The organism is Tunturiibacter psychrotolerans (genome assembly GCF_051013365.1).
Taxonomy (GTDB): domain Bacteria; phylum Acidobacteriota; class Terriglobia; order Terriglobales; family Acidobacteriaceae; genus Edaphobacter; species Edaphobacter psychrotolerans_A.
This window is the reverse complement of sequence record NZ_CP132941.1, coordinates 3049211-3063983: the sequence shown is the minus strand read 5'-3', so window position 1 is coordinate 3063983 and position 14773 is coordinate 3049211. Positions and strand designations below refer to the sequence as shown.

Annotated in this window: 10 protein-coding genes; 5 read left to right on the top strand and 5 right to left on the bottom strand. The window is 59.7% G+C overall.

Going from position 1 to position 14773, the window contains the following annotated elements; genetic code table 11:
• Positions 1–6 precede the first annotated feature (6 nt).
• Together RBB76_RS12775 and RBB76_RS12770 are read left to right on the top strand one after the other, a co-directional pair.
• Positions 7–348, top strand: coding sequence for a PadR family transcriptional regulator (locus RBB76_RS12775; protein WP_429631561.1), 342 nt, complete (start codon positions 7–9; stop codon positions 346–348).
• Positions 345–3008, top strand: a complete 2664-nt coding sequence (locus tag RBB76_RS12770) for an ADOP family duplicated permease (RefSeq protein WP_429631563.1) — start codon at positions 345–347, stop codon at positions 3006–3008. Before RBB76_RS12775 ends, RBB76_RS12770 begins: the two co-directional genes overlap by 4 nt.
• A gap of 62 nt (positions 3009–3070) precedes the next feature.
• On the opposite strand, the gene RBB76_RS12765 is transcribed toward RBB76_RS12770, so the two are convergent.
• Positions 3071–3781 carry a hypothetical protein gene (locus RBB76_RS12765; RefSeq protein ID WP_429631565.1) on the bottom strand — a complete coding sequence of 237 codons (711 nt, stop codon included), beginning with the start codon at positions 3779–3781 and terminating at the stop codon, positions 3071–3073.
• Between the two features lie 74 nt (positions 3782–3855).
• On the opposite strand from RBB76_RS12765, the gene RBB76_RS12760 reads away from it, so the two are divergent.
• Positions 3856–4812, top strand: coding sequence for an EamA family transporter (locus RBB76_RS12760; RefSeq protein WP_429631567.1), 957 nt, complete (start codon positions 3856–3858; stop codon positions 4810–4812).
• A gap of 86 nt (positions 4813–4898) precedes the next feature.
• Here the strand turns inward: RBB76_RS12760 and RBB76_RS12755 are convergent, their stop codons facing one another.
• The 4 genes from RBB76_RS12755 to tsaD form a co-directional block, all read right to left on the bottom strand.
• Entirely contained in the window at positions 4899–6515 is a 1617-nt protein-coding gene (locus tag RBB76_RS12755; RefSeq protein WP_429631569.1) for a formate--tetrahydrofolate ligase, read from the bottom strand.
• A 31-nt stretch (positions 6516–6546) separates the two neighbouring features.
• Complete coding sequence (locus RBB76_RS12750; RefSeq protein ID WP_429631571.1) at positions 6547–7296, bottom strand: hypothetical protein; 750 nt, start codon at positions 7294–7296, stop codon at positions 6547–6549.
• Positions 7297–7315: 19 nt separating this feature from the next.
• Positions 7316–8797, bottom strand: a complete 1482-nt coding sequence (gene cysS, locus RBB76_RS12745) for a cysteine--tRNA ligase (protein ID WP_429631573.1) — start codon at positions 8795–8797, stop codon at positions 7316–7318.
• Positions 8798–8904: 107 nt separating this feature from the next.
• Complete coding sequence (gene tsaD, locus RBB76_RS12740) at positions 8905–10092, bottom strand: tRNA (adenosine(37)-N6)-threonylcarbamoyltransferase complex transferase subunit TsaD (RefSeq protein ID WP_429631575.1); 1188 nt, start codon at positions 10090–10092, stop codon at positions 8905–8907.
• 48 nt (positions 10093–10140) lie between these two features.
• Between tsaD and RBB76_RS12735 the strand changes: the two genes are divergently transcribed.
• Positions 10141–11541 (top strand): CCA tRNA nucleotidyltransferase, encoded by a 1401-nt coding sequence (locus tag RBB76_RS12735; RefSeq protein WP_429631577.1) that lies wholly within the window; start codon positions 10141–10143, stop codon positions 11539–11541.
• 175 nt (positions 11542–11716) lie between these two features.
• On the top strand, positions 11717–14743 hold the full coding sequence (fdhF, locus tag RBB76_RS12730; protein WP_429631579.1) for a formate dehydrogenase subunit alpha: 3027 nt from the start codon (positions 11717–11719) through the stop codon (positions 14741–14743).
• The last annotated feature ends 30 nt before the right edge of the window (positions 14744–14773 follow it).

Here is a 14773-nt window from a genome sequence, read left to right as displayed (position 1 = left end):
GGCAACTTGACCGGCCAAGCGCAACTCCTTCCGGGAACACTCGATCTTCTTATTTTGCGTGCGGTGTCTCTTGGGCCGTTGCATGGGTACGGTGTGCTTCTGCGGATTGAGCAGATCTCAGGCGGCGCTCTGCTGATTGAACAAGGGGCGTTGTATCCAGGTTTGTTTCGGCTGTTGCGGCAGGGGCTGCTGAAGGCGGACTGGGGCACGTCGGAGAATAACCGGCGCGCGAAGTTTTATGAATTGACGGCCGCGGGCCAGAAACGACTGCGGGAAGAAACGGCCAGTTGGAATCGGCTCGCGACGGCTATTGCGAGCGCACTCGCTGTGCAACCGGAGGAATCATGAGACTCTTCGACTCTCTTCGCTCGTTTGCATCCTCTCTGTTCCATCGCAATGCGATCGACCGCGACGTGGAGGAGGAGCTTCGTTCGCACATTCAGCATCGCGCTGATGATCTTGAGCGTTCGGGGCTGTCGCGTGCTGAAGCTGAGCGGCGTGCGCGCATTGAGTTTGGAGGTTATCAGCGTTTCAAAGAAGAGTCGCGCGAAGCTCTTGGGGTGCATTTTGGCGAGAGCTTTCTTCAGGACCTGCGCTTCTGTTTGCGCGGGATGGCGAAGAAGCCGGGCTTTACTATGGTCGCAGTGTTGACGCTGGCGTTGGCCATTGGCGCGAATTCGGTGGTCTTTGGAGTGTTGAATGCGTTCATTCTGCGGCCGTTGAATGTGCCACACGCGGAGAGCCTCTACGGACTGTGGCGCCTGTCGAGCAACGATATGGCGACGTCTTATCCGGACTATCTCGATCTGCGTGACCGCAACCGGACGTTTGAGAGTCTCATTGCTTATAACGTCACGCAGGCTGGGCTGGACACGGGTAGCGATCCGTCACGCGCGTGGGTGGACGAGGCCAGCGGAAACTACTTCGATGCGCTGGGCCTGCAGCCGTATCTGGGCCGGGTCTTTCACAGCTCCGATGAACGTGGCCCGAACAGCGCTCCGTATATTGTGCTGACGCATGCTTTCTGGCATACGCATTTTCAGGACGATCCTGGTGTGATTGGTCGGGTCGTGAGATTGAACAAACATCCGTTCACGATCATTGGGGTGGCGCCGCCTGAGTTCCACGGCACGCTGATGTTTTTCAATCCGGATTTTTTTGTGCCGATTGTGGACCATCAGTGGATCGATGTGAACGACATGAACGCGCGGGGAGACCGTTGGGTCTTCATGACGTTGGGACATCTGAAGGCAGGAGTGACTCCGGCACAGGCCATTGCCGATTTGAATTCGGTTGGAGCTTATCTTGAGAGGACGTATCCCAAAGACGATCCCAAGATGAGCTTTAAACTGGCGCGTCCGAGCCTGTATGGCGATTTCATTGGCCGACCGGTGCGGACATTTATGACGGGGTTGATGCTGTTGGCGGGATTGATTCTGCTGGCGGCTTGTGCCAACCTCGGGAGCCTGTTTGCCGCTCGCGCTGCAGACCGGTCGCGAGAGGTTGCTCTGCGGCTTGCGCTGGGGTCGAGCCGCAAACGCATTCTGCGTGGCCTCTTTACTGAAGCGTTACTCATTGCGCTCATGGGCGGGGCAGTTGGACTTGCGGGCAGCGTGGTGCTGTTGCATGCATTGAGCGTGTGGCAGCCGATCTCTCGATGGCCTCTTCATATGTCGGTGAACCCGGATGCGAAGGTGTATGCGGTTGCTTTGCTGCTGGCTTTAGCGAGCGGGCTCTTGTTCGGGGCGGTGCCGGTGAGGCAGGTGCTCCAGACCAATCCGTACGAGGTGATGAAGGGGAGCGTGGCCGGGACAAAGCGCGGCAGGTTTGGGCTGCGGATGACTTTCCAGGATGTACTGCTCGTGGTGCAGATTGCAATCTGCGCTGTGTTGGTCACCTCGTCCATTGTTGCGGTGCGCGGATTGGCGAACTCGCTCCACAATAACTTTGGCTTTGAGTTGCAAAACACGACGCTGGTCGAGACGGATTTGAATATGGCAGGGTACCTCGGTGACAAAGTGCCCCCGATGCAGAAGCGCATGATCGATGGGATTGCGGCGATTCCGGGTGTCGAAACGGTGGGATTGGCCGATCAGATACCGCTGGGTGATACGCAACCGGATTCGAATGTCTTCACCGACAATACGTCAGACCTCAGAGAGTCGAACGCGGCGACGGATGCCATCATGTTCAAGGTCTCTCCTGAGTACTTTCAGGCAGCGGGGACGGCTCTTGTGTCTGGCAGGCCATTTACGTGGCAGGAGGACAAGGACAAGCCACGCGTCGCGGTGGTGAATCGAGTGTTTGCGCAAAAGATCTTCGGTTCGGAGGCAAAGGCCATGGGCGCATACTTCAAGATGCCGGATGGAGCGCGCGTTCAGGTCGTAGGGATTGCGGAAGATGGAAAGTATGCGAGCCTCACCGAAGATCCGCGGCCTGCGATGTTTCTTCCGATTCTGCAATGGCCTTCCAACTCGGCCTACCTCGTGGTGCGCTCGAGCCGCGATCCGGAGCAGTTAGGGCCAGCCATTCGGAGCACGCTTCGAAATATGGATTCAGGGCTGCCGGTATACATTCAAACTCGGTTCAAGGCGCTGGATGCCTATTTGTTTGGTCCGCGCATGGCGACGATCTCGCTGGGTGTGCTGGGCGTAATGGGCGCGATTCTTTCCGTTGTTGGGATCTTCGGCATGGCTTCCTACTCGGTGAGCAAGCGCCTGAGGGAGTTCGGGATTCGCATTGCGCTGGGAGCACAACGGAGAGAGCTTTTGCAGACGGCGTTGGGACGCGCAGGCAAATTGCTGGCGATTGGCTCAGGGGCGGGATTGCTGCTGGGTTTGGCTGCGGGGAAGGTGTTGGCTTTTATTGTGTCTCAGGCTACGCCGTGGGATCCGATTGTTCTTGGCGGGGTTGTGCTGACGATGCTGCTGCTCGGCTTGCTGGCTGGCTGGGTTCCGGCACGGCGTGCGCTGTCCACCGATCCATTGATGCTCCTTCGCGAGGAGTGAGCAAGCAAGATACAGTCCGGTGCTGACGACTGCTTTGCTGGCGAGGGAATCGTTCGCCGATGTTAGCGGATGACGCTGCCGGGAACGATGGGCTGGGGAGTGTCGTTGTCGAACTGAAGGCTGAACGCGAAGAGAAGATGGTAGAGATCGCTGTGCAGGGTGGTGAAGTCGAAGCAGAGAACATGGCGCGTTGGGTCGACCGGGTCGGACTTCTTCTTTGCTTTGACGGGAACGTTGCCGAGGAAGCAGGCCTTGGCGGCATAGGTCGTCTGGGGGATTTTGCCGGCTGCCTGTGGCATGGGAACTGAAGCGAGAACGATGGCGGCGGGGTGGCCGTCGATGGTGTAACGGGTGGCTTCCTGGGTGACGGTGGGCTCACCGTATTGCTTGAGCTGACGGATGATCTGCTCGCGGATGAAAGGGCCGAGCGTCGTGGCGCCGCGAAGAACGTTGGGGCAGGTGTTGTCGATGGTGGAGAGGACGAAGGAGGAGGTGTCGACCGGAGTGACGGAGTTGGCGAAGAAGGTGGAGCGGGCGCACTTCGGGGTCGCGGTAGTGGTGGAGCTGGTGGAGGCCGGTGAGGTGTTCTGGGCGACGCTTGCGGGGTCTGGCTCGAAGCGGCCTGGATAGAAGTAGGTGATGTTCAGATCCGGGTCGTGGAAGCTCCGCGGAAGATTGGGATTTGTCTGGGCGGAGGACTGGTCGGGAGTTTGAGAGAACGCCGAGACACAGACGAGAAGAAGGACAAGTAAGGCCGCAGGACGAAGCACCATCTCCTTATCGTAGCACCGGGAGGGCTTTGAATGCAGGGGGCAGAGGCAGTCGGCAGGCGCGATACCATTGGGGAATGCCCGCAAAATCTGCACCAACCCGAACACGGATTTTGCTGTCGTTTGCGTGCGTGTATCTCTTCTGGGGATCGACGTATCTGGCGATGCGATACGGGGTGGAGGTGCTGCCGCCGTTTGTGCTGGGGAGTTTGCGGTTTTTAATGGCGGGCGTGCTGATGCTGGCTGGCGCTGCTGCACTGCGGATGAAGGTGTGGCCGAGCCGGCAGGAGTTGGTGCGGTTGGTGGTGATCGGCGTCCTGATGCTAGGGTGCGGAAATACGTCGGTGATCTGGTCAGAGCAGTATCTGCCGACTGGGTTGGCAGCGCTGATCGTGGCGGTGATTCCGTTGTATGCGGCTTTGATAGAGATTTTTTTGCCCAGAGGAGAAGGGCTGCGAGTGAAGGGTTGGATCGGCGTTTGCATGGGGTTCGCCGGACTTGTATTTCTGTTGTGGCCTGGGCTGCGGGAGGGGCTGCGCGGTGACTCGCGGCAGATTATCGCGGCAGCGGTGTTGCTGAGCGGGGCACTGTGCTGGACGAGCGCGTCGGTGATCTCGCGGCGGTCGACGTTTCGGCTGGGAGGGTTTGTGGTTGCGGGATGGGAGATGCTGTTTGGCGGTGTGTTCAATGTGTTGATGATGCTTGCGACGAAGGGATATCACGGGGCGCAGTGGGGACTGCAGGCGTGGGCGTCGACGTTGTATCTGGTGACCTTCGGATCGATTCTGACCTATAGTGCTTACGTTTATCTGCTGAAGCATGTCGCGGTGTCGAAGGTGGCGACGTATGCGTATGTGAATCCTGTGATCGCTGTGATTCTTGGGGTGATTTTTCTGAAGGAGCGCTTCGTTGTTGTGGAGTACATCGGCATGGCTGCGATTCTGGTGGCGGTGTTCTTAGTGACCAGCTCGAAGATGAAGAGTGGAGCGCCGACGGTGGTGGATGAGGATGTCGCTGCTGGGCTGGAGGCTTAGTCTTTTTTGTTAACGGCATGTCCTGCCGGACGGGCTCACTGCGCGTGAGGCGGTCACTTCGTGACGTGTATACCCTTTCTCGTTGCTTAGGACATGCCGGTGATTTCGCCTGCGGCATCGACGTCGATATCCATCGCGCGGGAAGCTTTGGGCAGGCCGGGCATGAGCATCATGGAGCCTGAGATGACGACGAGAAAGCCTGCGCCTGCGGAAAGAACGACGTCGGTGATGTGAAGGGTCCAGCCGGTGGGCGCGCCCATCCGCTTGGGATCGTCGGTGAGCGAGTACTGCGTCTTGGCGATGCAGACGGGGAGTTCGCCGTAGCCCCATTTGGTGAAGCGTGCGAGTTTTTCTTCCGCTTGAGGCGTGAGTTCAACGTTGGCCGCGCCGTAAACTTTTTGTGCGACTGCAGTGATCTTTTCGAGCGAAGAGGCGCTTGAGGTGTAGGTGCTGGTGGGTGCGACGTTGGGGTTGGCGGCGATGACGCTGACAACTTTTTCGGCGAGGGCGGCGGCGCCTGCTCCGCCTTTGGCGAAGGCTTCGGAGAGCGCGAAGGCTGCGCCCTGGGCTTCGCAGTACTTCTCGAGGAACGTCAACTCTTCGTCGGTGTCTCTGGGGAAGCGGTTGATGGCGACGATGGCAGGAAGGTTGAAGCCGCGCACGATGGCGATGTGTTTTTTCAGATTTTCGAATCCCGCTTCGAGATCGCCTGCGCCCTGATTGCGAACGGATTGAACAGTAGTGACGAGGACCGCGGCGGAGGGCTTGATGCCGGACGACGGCATCACGATGTCGAGGTATTTTTCGAAGCCGAGGTCGGAGGCGAAGCCTGTCTCGTTGACGACGTAGTCTGCGAGGCGGAGGCCCATCTGCTGCGAGATGACGGAGCTGGTGCCGTGAGCGATGTTGGCGAATGGGCCGCAGTGAACCAGCGCTGGCGTGCCTTCGGTGGTTTGAACGAGATTCGGCAGGATGGCTTCGCTGAGGAGAGCCATCATGGGACCCGTGGCTTTGAGGTCTTTGGCGAGAACGGGTTTGCCGGAGCGGGTTTGGCCGATGACGATGCGGGCGAGACGTTTGCGCAGATCTTCGCGGCTGTCGGCGAGGGTCATGATGGCCATGATCTCGCTGGCGGCGGTGATGAGGAAACCGGTGTGGCGATTGGCTCCGTCGCGCTTGCCTCCCGCCTGCACAATGATGTGGCGAAGGGCACGGTCATTCATGTCGAGCGCGCGGGGCCAGGTGATGGCGTGGGGGTCTAGATCGAGTTCGTTCCCGTGGAAGAGATGCGAGTCGATGAGCGCGGCGAGGAGGTTGTGCGCGGAGGTGATGGCGTGAAAGTCGCCGTGGAAGTGGAGGTTGATTTTTTCGGCGGGCTCGACCTGCGAACGGCCGCCGCCTGCTGCTCCGCCCTTCATGCCGAAGACGGGGCCGAGAGACGGCTCGCGCGAGGTGATGATGGCCTTCTTGCCGATCTTTTCCAGGCCCTGCACGAGACCGATGGAGGTGACGGTTTTGCCTTCGCCGGAGAGAGTGGGCGTGGTGGCGGTGACTAGGATGAGCTTGCCGCGTAAGGGGAAGGCGGGATCGTCGAGGAAGTCGAGGGTGAGCTTGGCGCCGTAGCGGCCGAGGCGTTCGACGTACTTTTCGGGCAGCGCGAGTTTTTCGACGATGGCTTCGATGGGAAGAAGATCTTTGGTCATGGGCCTCAGCGGTGGTTACGGTTAGAGGAAGCTATGGGGCCGCGGTACCCATGGGGAGAGGGTAGAGCGGTGCAGCTTCGGCGCGACCGAAGCGGACTGTAGTTTTGGTGATGCGATTGAGCGTGTCGATGTTGTTCGAAGAAAAGTACCAGACCAGAAGATGACTGTTCCAGTTGGTGGAGATGCCCATGGCGTAGAGCGACTGGGGGACGGCGGGATTTGTAGAGTCTGCGGGTTGCATGGGTTGTGCCTGACCTTGTGCGGCAGCCATGTGAACCTTCTGCCAGCCGACGTTGTACCAGGAGGGCTGCGCGATGGACTTCATGCCGGGGACCTTGATGACGATCTCGGCGAGGTCGGAGAGAAGCGTGGTGCTGCTGCTCTCGTGCTCGGCGTTGAGGCAGTCGATGTCGAGTTCGGCTAAGAGGATCGATGCGGTAATTGCGGGCTTGACGGTGACGCGGGTGGTGCCGTCTTCGGCGGGCTGAGTCTCAGTCGTCTGCGCGGGGCCGGACTGCGGAAGTTCGAGCAGAAGTGCGGGGCGGAGGCAGTGAGTCTCGGCGGCGAGCTTGGGGTTGTCGACGTTGAACAGGGTGAGATGGCCGTCGTGGAGGACTTTTTCGGGATCGCCCTTGACGAGATCCGAGGGGTAGAAGAGGCGGAGTTTGAGGGGTTCGCTCTCCCAGCCGGTCGTATCGGCTGTGGGTGTCTGCGCCGCTGCGGTGAGGGACAGGGCCGCGAGAACGAGCGTGGCTACGAGAGTGCGGGGTGCGAAGGTCATCGATTCCACTCCGGCGAACTTATTTTCTCTTCCAGCGGACGCCATCTTTTGAGTCTTCGATTAGGATGCCCTTTTGAAGCAGGTCGTTGCGGATGGCGTCGGCGCGGGCGAAGTTGCGTGTCTTTTTGGCTTGAGTACGTTCGGCGACGAGGGCGTCGATGTCGGCGTCGGAGAAGGAGAGCGTTGCGACGAGTTCGGGCGCGGCTTCGTCGAGGCGGCCTTCGGCTTCGGCCCAGGCGAGCGCGGCGCGAGTGATGGCTGCGTCCTTGTCTTCGAGAACAGCGAAGACACCGTCGAAGAGTTCAAGAACTCCAAGGATTTCTGTCGCGTTTTCGCTGCGTAGCATGCCAGTGTCGGCTGCGGTGTTGGCGGCGCGAACGAGATCGAAGATGGCAGCGCGGGCTTCGGCGGTATTCAGGTCGTTCGCGAGCGCTAGGGTGTACGCCATACTCGCCTCGCCTGTGAGCAGCGAGAGAGCCTGATCGCATCCTTGCGGGAAGCCGCCCTTCAACATGCGCTGGTGAAAGGTGCGCAGGCGATCGATGGCGTTGGTGGATTCGATGAGGCTGTCGAAGGTGAAGTTCATCTGGTGGCGGTAGGGCACGGAGATGAGCAGGAAGCGGATGGCGGAGGCGCGATAGCCTTTGAGGAGCAGGTCGCGAAGGGTGTAGAAGTTGCCCTCGGACTTCGACATCTTCTTGCCTTCGACGAGCAGGAAGCGGACGTGCATCCAGTGGCGGACGAAGGGTTTGCCGGAGGCTGATTCAGACTGGGCGATCTCGTTCTCGTGGTGCGGGAACATGAGGTCTTCGCCGCCGGCGTGGAGGTCGATGTCGTCGCCGAGGAACTTGGTGGCCATGGCCGAACACTCGATGTGCCAGCCGGGACGGCCGGTGCCCAGCGTGGTGTCCCAGGATTGCTCGCCGGGTTTTACGGCCTTCCAAAGGGCGAAGTCGCGGGCGGCGTCCTTCTCGTACTCGTCGATGTCGACGCGGGCGCCGTCTTCGATGCCGTCAAAGTCTTTTTTGGAGAGCTTGCCGTACTCGGGGAAGCGCGCGATGCGGAAGTACCAGGAGCCGTCTTCGGCTTTGTAGGCGATGTCCTTGGCGGCGAGCTGCTCGATGAGCGAGACCATGTCGGGGATGCAGGCGGTGGCGTGGGAGATGTACTCAGGACGCTCGATGGCGAGTGCGTCGAGGTCTTCGAAGAAGGCGCGCTCGAACTTTTCGGTGTACTGGGCGATGGGGACGCCGGCGGCGCCAGCATTGCGGATGATCTTGTCGTCGACGTCGGTGATGTTCATGACGTGCTGGACTGGGATGCCCTGCTGGCGGATGACGCGGCGGAGCACGTCGACATGGAGGAAGGTGCGGAAGTTACCGATGTGGCCGTAGTCGTAGACGGTGGGGCCGCAGCAGTACATTCGCAGAGCTTTTTGGTCGACGGGGGTGAGGGTTTCAATCTTTCCGCCGAGGGTGTTGAAGAGTTCTATGGTTGCCACGTGCTCTAGTATCCTGCCGCAGCCGGCGCGTGGCGCGGTGCAGACTGCTCTCGCTTGAGGTTCCCTGATGATTTTAGCTGATATCGGGGGCATTGGGCTGGGTGGGGCTACTGCTGGCCGAGGCGGAGCTGGGGGGTGGCTCCGAGGTCCTCTGAGGCGAAGTTTTGCGCGAGGAGCTTAGGCCAGGCAGCGGCGGCGATCATGGCGGCGTTGTCGGTGGAGAGAGCGAGCGAGGGGAAGGCGATGGGGAGGTTGCGGCGGTCGGCTTCGGCCTGGAGGCGACGGCGTAGCTCGCGGTTGGCGGCTACTCCGCCGGAGACGACGATGCTGTGCGCGCCGAGGGCTTCGGCGGCGGCGAAGGTCTGGCGCTGGAGATTGCCAACGACGGCGTATTGGAAGGAGGCGATCAGGTCGAGGGTCTGCTGGTCGCAGAGTTCGATGACGGCTCCGGATTTTGGCGTCAGGGTCGGGTCGGCTGCGAGTGCGGCGCGGCGGGATTCGATACTGTGGCGCATATTGTGGGTTTCGACGTAGCGGAGGACGGCGGTTTTGATGCCGCTGAAGGAGAAATCAAAGTGGGGGCCTTCGGTGTTTGCGGGGGCTTTTTTATTGGTGATGCCGGGGCGGGGAGCGCGGTGTTTGATCTCGGCGAAGGTGAAGGGGACGGCGCGGGTGTTGCCGTGGGGTGCGAGCGCGTCGATCCATGGTCCGCCCGGGTAGCCCAGGCCGAGGAGCTTGGCGACCTTGTCGTAGGCCTCGCCGGCGGCGTCATCGACGGTGCGCCCAACGTTGCGGTAGGTCCAGGTTTCGCTTCCCTGCTGGTGGGTTGCTAGATAGAGGTGGGTGTGGCCACCGGAGACGACGAGCGCGAGAAGAGGTAGTTCCAGCGGGGATTCGGAGCGTTCGCGTGTCTCCATGAGGACGGCGTGGATGTGGCCTTCGAGGTGGTTGACGGAGATGAGGGGCTTATCGAGGCCGAGGGTTAGGGCTTTTGCGTAGGTGATGCCGACAAGGAGCGCGCCGGCGAGGCCTGGGCCTTCCGTGACGGCTACGGCGTCGAGGTCGGCGAAGGTAACGTTAGCGCGGGACATGGCCTCGCGGACGACGGGGACGATGTTGCGAAGGTGTTCGCGGGAGGCGAGTTCGGGGACGACGCCACCGTAGTTGGCGTGGAGCGACATCTGTGAGGCGACGACGTTGGAGAGAGCTTCGCTTCCTGCACGGACGACAGCGGCTGCGGTCTCGTCACAGGAGCTTTCGATTCCAAGGATTAGGCCGCTCGTTTTGCCAGTCATTGAACCGCTCTGGGGGCTTTCGGGCATCTCTCTATCATAGGGGAAGGCATGAAGGACCCGTGGAAGGACAATTCGAGGTACGAGGCAGCGCGAGAGATCGTGGTGGCGCTGCATGCCGCGGGGCATAAGGCTTACTTCGCGGGCGGATGTGTGCGCGATCTGCTGCTTGGGGTTGAGGCGAAGGACTTCGATGTTGCGACGAGCGCGACGCCGGATGTGGTGATGGAGATGTTCGCGAAGACGTACTCGGTGGGGGCGCACTTTGGGGTGGTGCTGGTTTGTACGCCGGATGGAGACGGCGAGGTTACCACTGAAGTAGCTACCTTTCGGCACGACGGGGCATACAGCGATGGGAGACGGCCGGATGCGGTGCGGTTTTCGACTGATCCACGCGAGGATGTTCAGCGGCGCGACTTCACGATCAATGGAATGCTGTTCGATCCGCTGGCGGACTCACATGAAGCGGCGATTCTGGACTTTGTTGGCGGACGCGAGGATCTGACGAATCACCTGGTGCGAACGATCGGCGTTGCGAAAGATCGTTTTACCGAAGACAAGCTGCGGATGCTGCGGGCGGTGCGGTTTGCGTCACGGCTGGAGTTTGAGATTGACGCTCAGACTGCGGAGGCGATTAAGGCGCTTGCTACGGAGATTACGCAGGTGAGCCTTGAACGGATTCGCGATGAACTGACGCTGATGTTGACGGAAGGGCATGCGCGGCGAGCGTTCGAGATGTTGGATGAGCTGGGGTTGTTGCAGCATATTTTGCCCGAGGCCGTGAAGATGCGCGGAGTGGAGCAGCCGCCGCAGTTTCATCCCGAGGGCGATGTGTGGGTGCACACGATGTTGCTGCTGGAGAAGCTGAAGCCTGGCTCGTCACCCGCATTGGCATGGGGAGCGCTGCTGCATGATATCGGCAAACCTACTACATTTCGGCCGCCTGATCCTAAGAAGCCGGGAGATCGTATTCGCTTCGATGGGCATGTGGAGGTGGGAGTGCGCATGGCGGAGACGATTCTTGGACGACTGCGTTTTTCGAATGAGGAGACCGAACAGATCATTGCGCTGGTGAAGAATCACATGCGCTTCGGGGACGTTCTGCAGATGAAAGAGTCGACGCTGAAGCGGTTTTTGCGGCTGCCAAAGTTTGACGAACATCTTGCGTTGCACTGGTTGGATTGCATGTCGGCGCATGGGGATTTGAAGCTTTATGAGTTTGCTAAGGAGAGATACGAGGCTGCGCCGGTGGAGGAGATGCGGCCAAAGCTGCTGGTGACGGGCCGGGATCTGATTGCTGCGGGATATCGGCCGAGTCCGCAGTTTAAGGAGATGCTGGAGGCAGCGGAGGACGCGCAACTCGAGGGCTTGGCTACTACCACCGCAGAGGGTTTGGCGGTCGTGAAGGCACGTTGGGGCGGGCCGCGTGACGCGCAGGATCTCAGTCAATAAGTTGTCTGGCGGCACCTGAGAAGATTTCAGCCGAGCCAAGTTGGATGCGACAAGAACGCTTTCTGGATGTGTTTGTGTCATGAATTTGTCATCGCGAATTCGGGTGTAATGTTGAGAGAGATGGAATGGTCAGACGGAGCATCGCCGCTATTCCGCTTTGCATCTTAGAGGGCCTGTGGCTACTACGAAATCACTGCTGAATACCCATGCCGAGTTCACCCCGAATACTCAATTGACCATTGATGGACTGCAGGTGCCTGGCCGCTCCGGGGAGCTGCTGATCGACCTGCTGAATCGGCGTACCGCCGTAGGTACGCAGAAGCCTGTGCCGCAGGTTTGCTATGTAAAGCAGATGGGGCCCATTGAGAGCTGCGACACCTGCATGGTGAAGGTGAACGGCGAGTTGGTGCGGGCGTGCTCGACCAAAGTGTCTGGGGGAATGAAGGTCGAGACCTTTGGCGAAGCCGTCGACATTGCGCAGCGCGAGGCGTTCGATCGCATCCTCGAGAACCATATGCTTTACTGCACGGTGTGCGATAACAACAACCAGAACTGCACGATCCACAACACGACTGCAGTACTTGATGTGAAGCACCAGCACCGCGAGTTCAAGCACAAGCCGTATGAGAAGGACATGTCGAATCCGTTCTATCGCTACGATCCGGACCAATGCATTCTTTGCGGCCGGTGCGTGGAGTCATGCCAGAACGTGCAGGTGAATGAGACGCTGTCGATTGACTGGGAGAGTGAGCATCCGCGCGTGTTGTGGGATGGCGGAACGCAGATCGAGGGTTCGAGCTGCGTCTCGTGCGGGCACTGCGTGACGGTCTGTCCCTGCAATGCGCTGATGGAGAAGTCGATGCTTGGCGAGGCAGGCTATATGACAGACCTGCCGGCGGTAACGCTGAATAACATGATCGACGTAGTGAAGGGTATTGAGCCGCCGATTGGATATGGGCCGATTCTTTCGCTCTCCGAGATGGAGTCTGAGATGCGCAACGAGCGGACGAAGCGCACCAAGACCGTTTGTACTTATTGCGCGGTGGGATGCAGCTTTGAAGTGTGGACCAAGGAGCGTCACATTCTCAAGATCGAACCGACGCATGGGCCGGCGAATGGAATTTCGACTTGCGTGAAGGGCAAGTTTGCGTGGGGGCACATTAATTCAGACGACAGGTTGACCAAGCCGCTGCTGCGCGATGGCGAGAGCTTCCGTGAGATTGAATGGAGTGAAGCGCTCGACATCATCGAGCACACCTTCAAACGCATCAAGAACGATCACGGGCCGGATGCGCTGGGGTTTATTGCCTCCTCGAAGTGCACCAATGAAGAGAGCTTCGTGATGCAGAAGTTGGCGCGCGCGGTGATCGGGACCAACAATGTCGATAACTGTGCCCGCTACTGCCAGAATCCGGCGACGATGGGGCTGCAGCGCACGGTTGGCTATGGCGGCGACTCGGGGTCGATTGCCGATATCGAGAAGGCCGGGCTGGTGTTGATCGTGGGAGCGAATCCTGCGGAGAACCATCCTGTGCTGTGCACGCGAGTTAAGCGTTCGCACAAGCATCGTGGGCAGCGGCTGATCGTCGCCGACCTTCGCAAGCATGAGATGGCTGAGCGCGCCGATATCTTCTTCCGTCCGAATCCTTCGACGGATGCGGTGTGGATGTGCGCTATCTCAAAGTACATCATCGACAGCGGCCTGGCGAAGATGGACTTCGTCAACAAGTGGGTGAACCACTTCGACGAGTTCAAGAAGTCGCTTGAGCCGTTCACGATGGAGTACGCCGAGAAGATCACAGGCGTTCCCGCGGCAACGCTGACTACGGTTGCGCATGAGATTGCGGCGGCGGATGGTACCTGCATTCTGTTTGCGATGGGCGTGACGCAGCACTGCGGCGGATCGGATACCGCTACTGCACTCTCGAATTTATTGCTGGTGACCGGCAACTACATGAGGCCGGGAGCTGGTGCTTATCCGCTGCGCGGCCACAACAACGTGCAGGGAGCGAGCGACTACGGATCAATGCCGAATGTCTTCAGCGGATATCAGCACGTGGACGACCCAGATGTTGTTGCGAAGTTCGAAGCCGACTGGGGCGTGACGCTGCCGACCACCACGGGCAAAGACAATCACCAGATGATCGAGGCCATTCTGGCTGGGACGCTGAAGGCGCTGTATATCAAGGGCGAGGATACGATCACCTCGGACTCGAATGCCAACTATGTTGGCAGCGCGCTGGAGAAGCTTGAGTTTTTTATTGTGCAGGATATCAACTTCTCGGAGACCTGCCGTTATGCCGATCTGGTTTTGCCTGCAGCGGCTTCGCTTGAGAAAGACGGAACCTTCACCAGCACGGAGCGGCGCATTCAACGCATCTATAAGGCAATGGAGCCATTGGGAGAATCGAAGGCCGATTGGGAGATCATTCAGTTGATCGCAAATCGGATGGGCGGCAACTGGAGCTATAAACATCCTTCCGAGATCATGGATGAGGTGGCGCGACTGACTCCGCTGTTCGCCGGGGTAAGCTACTCGCGGCTGGAAGGCTTCGACAGCCTGCAGTGGCCTGTGCATGCTGACGGCACGGATACGCCGTTGCTGTTTACCGAGGGTTTTCCTTTTCCTGATAAGAAGGCGCGGTTCTTCCCGATCGAGTACATTCCGCCGTCAGAGGAGACCAGCTCTATCTACGATCTGCACCTTAACAACGGCCGTCTGCTGGAGCACTTCGAGCAAGGCAGCATGACCTCCCGCACGCCTGGCATCAAAGAGATTACGCCGAATAGCTGGATTGAGGTGTCGCCCGAGCTGGCAGCGGAGCGCGGCGTCACCACGGGCCGGTATGTGCAGGTGACCTCGCCGCATGGCAAGGTGAGGGTGCAAGTGCTGGTGTCGGAGCGGGTGACCGGCAAGCAACTCTACATGACGCTGAACTCGGTCGAAGAGCCGGTGAACAAGCTGACGAGCAGCTTCACGGATCGTCAGACGCACACGCCTGCGTTCAAGGAAACCGCAGTGAGCATGACGGTGCTGCCGGAACAGGGGGAGAATCCGCTGCCGCGCAGGAACTTCCGCTATGGCACGCGTACGCCGCAGTCTGGTCTCGAGATTGAACGCAAGTGGGCGCGCAAAGACTATCACCTGCCGGGAACCGCTGCGGCGGACAAACTCGTTCAGATCACTTCCACCACGGTTTAGTTTTCGCACCCAGACTTTTGAGGAGCTGTT